Consider the following 3,006-nt stretch of genomic DNA (forward strand, 5'->3'; position numbering starts at 1 on the left):
TATCAGTCAAAAAATCATTGATGAGTGTGCAGAAAAGGAATATGCAGCAAATGGCATGAAAGGTTTAACAGCCATTGCCCCGTTCATCAGTCAAGATGTCATTGACAATTGCGCCAAAAAAAATTTTGAGGCTGCCGGCTTGGCTGGATTAGCCTCGATGGCGCCATTTATCGGGAAAGAGGTCTTGAACACTTGCGCAGCATCGAGTTATGAATCGCATGGGATTGAATCACTTGTATCCGTCGCTCCTTTCATTAAAAGGGATCTATTGAACGAGCTTGCGCTGGATGCGATATCGAAAAAAGGAATCAATGAAATACTCGCAATCGCCCCCTTTATTGACCGGAACTTGATACAGCGCCAAGTCTCGAAATGACACTTCGGAGCTTACCTGAAAATAAAAAGGTAAGCTTCTTTTTAATTAGAAAACAATAACTTTCCGTCAAAACTTTATAGTGTTGAGGTTTTGTATCGTCCAAGTTCTGCCTGGTTGAACTAGAGCACATCTCTTAATAATGTTCACAAAACGTTCACTTATGAAACCACATCCTAAATCGCTATAATGACTAAGTGTTTATTAGAAAGGATGATGGAATTTGCCAACGACGAAGAAAGAGAACGTGTATTTTGGCTTAATGATGTGTACAGGGATGGTAATCGTCATGACATTGTATAACCTTGTCATCAATGACTTAATTGGAACTATACCGTTTAAAGGAATTCTTATGCAATTTGTCCTGGGGTTTGCAGCGGCATTTTTATTGGAGTTATTCATAGTCGGACCGGTGGCACATAAGATTGCATTTTTACTGCCTTATGATAAATCAAATAGTCTGTATGTGATCCTTGCACTATCATGTTGTATGGTGGTAGGAATGGTTTGCTTGATGTCCTTATTTGGTTTGATGACAGCATATTTTTTAAACGGTCTTTCTGAAGGATCCTTTTTGGACAATTACGCAATGATTACTTTTAAGAACTTTATCTTTGCACTTCCATTGCAGCTGATCGTCATGGGACCGTTCATTCGGTTTTTGTTTGCAAGATTTGTTAAAAGCTCGGTTATGACGGAATCGGGAAGTGTGAGCAAGCAGTAGAAATCCGGGTTGTACACAATGCCTCCCGACGGAAGAAGCTTATCAGGAATTTTGGTAAGCTTCTTTTTTTATAGACTTAGTTATTGAGAAAATTAACAATATTTGAAATAATTGGTGTTGTACTATTACGCATTTATCATTCAAAAGAATGAATATCAAAGAAGCATGCCAAAAAGGGGATAGTCTATGAAACTGCAATTAATTGAAACTTCTCTTAATGAAAACGAATTAAAGAGGATCTTAATCGAAATTAAATCCGGAGAAAAAGCTTGGATTGATGTAGATCGAATAGTAGTAATCAAATCTATGATAACTCATATTGGATCAACGGATGCAGACCTTAGAGACCAACTCATTTACACATCTTTTTTCAAGATGATTATTGAGGAAAAATTATTGGAATCTGATCTGTTAATAGAATTGCTGGATATATGTTTGAGTGAGCTCTTATATAAGGGATTGGGTGAAAACGATACGGATTCAGTGTTTACAAGGTCTTTCACTACTCTCTTGATCGCACTTATTATATACAGGGATAACAATGAAAATTTCCTTACGCAATCGACAATCGATAAGCTAAAAGATCGGTTGATACAGTATATTAATAACGAGAAGGATTTGAGGGGGTATGTCCCCGGCAAAGGATGGGCACACAGTGTTGCCCATGTAGCGGATGCGTTCGATGAACTTGTCAGAAATCCAAAAATCAGTGGCGGTCTTTATCCTGAAATTCTTCAACCATTGTGGAATAAGATGTTCATTAGCGACAGAGTTTATATCCATCATGAGGACGAGAGGATGGTAACACCAATTGTTGCAATGCTTAATAATGGCATGGACGTGGAGGAAATTGACCGGCTAATCCAAAACGTACCTGAAGAAATGAAAGTACACAAGGAACACCTTGCTGAAGAACAGTATTGGTTTCTGGTATTTAACTGCAGGGCTTTTTTGAAAAGTTTTTATATGAAAATAGACGGCGATTCAAGATTCGACTCCATACAGAAGAGCATTGAACAATGTCTGGATAAAGTATAAATAAAACAACTGAAAAAGCATTTTATCCTTAGTAAGGGATGGAAAAGGGGACAGAACGATTCAATCAGTGCAGTTCTTTATTGATTTATCAGAAGAAGAATGATCATCGGAAGCCTGATGATGCAAGGATGGAGTTTTTCGATTTAATTATTGATAAAAAAAGGATTTGAGGGGTAATAGTGACATACATATTAAAGACAATGACACAGCAGCAAGCAGAATTCATCGCACATACATGGCACTACGAAGGGGACTATTCCTTTTACGATATAGAAGCGGATAAAGATGACCTTGTTGAGTTTTTAGACCCGGAATCAAGAGGTGATACTATGTTCTCTGTTCATAAAGAGGATGAACTCGTCGGATTTTTCAGCGTCAATAAAATGGCTGCTGGATATTATGATATCGGACTTGGTATGAGGCCGGATCTAACCGGATGCGGAATGGGATCAGAGTTTCTGAAGGCGGGTATTGACTTTGTGAAATCCCGCTTTAGCCCCGTCAAAATCATGTTATCCGTCGCAACATTCAATGAACGGGCCATAAAGGTTTATAGAAAAATTGGTTTTCAGGATTTGGATACTTTTAAGCAGGATACGAATGGCGGTACATATGAGTTCCTGAGAATGGAGTATGTAAGCCAAGAAGAAGTCAATCGAAAAGGGACTTCAAATCAAATAGAAGTAAGAAGACTTTTGAAGTGAGTGCAACGGGTGATTATCTAATTTTCTTATGAAGCAAAAATGAGATTCATTGAAAGGGAGGGAATGACTCTGATTAAATAGAATTGTCCTTGTTGTGGTTCAATAGAAATGAGAACAGGGGATTTTAAGGGATATGGCTCACTTTTTAAGAAACGGGCCATAATAAA

General features: G+C 38.0%; 4 protein-coding genes. All 4 read left to right on the forward strand.

The genetic code is table 11. The annotated features are described in order from the left end of the window. Positions 1–376: hypothetical protein (locus HP456_RS22055; RefSeq protein ID WP_172255112.1), on the forward strand; the 376-nt coding region annotated here is incomplete at its 5' end. 220 nt (positions 377–596) lie between these two features. Next, on the forward strand, positions 597–1,097 hold the full coding sequence (locus tag HP456_RS22060; RefSeq protein WP_172255114.1) for a DUF2798 domain-containing protein: 501 nt from the start codon (positions 597–599) through the stop codon (positions 1,095–1,097). Positions 1,098–1,283: 186 nt separating this feature from the next. After that, complete coding sequence (locus HP456_RS22065; RefSeq protein WP_172255116.1) at positions 1,284–2,135, forward strand: DUF2785 domain-containing protein; 852 nt, start codon at positions 1,284–1,286, stop codon at positions 2,133–2,135. A gap of 179 nt (positions 2,136–2,314) precedes the next feature. After that, the gene (locus tag HP456_RS22070; protein ID WP_376766245.1) at positions 2,315–2,839 is read left to right on the forward strand and encodes a GNAT family N-acetyltransferase; all 525 of its coding nucleotides are present in this window, start codon (positions 2,315–2,317) and stop codon (positions 2,837–2,839) included. Positions 2,840–3,006 lie beyond the last annotated feature (167 nt).

The organism is Bacillus haikouensis, from assembly GCF_013179555.1.
GTDB classification, from domain to species: Bacteria; Bacillota; Bacilli; order Bacillales; family Bacillaceae_B; genus Rossellomorea; species Rossellomorea haikouensis_A.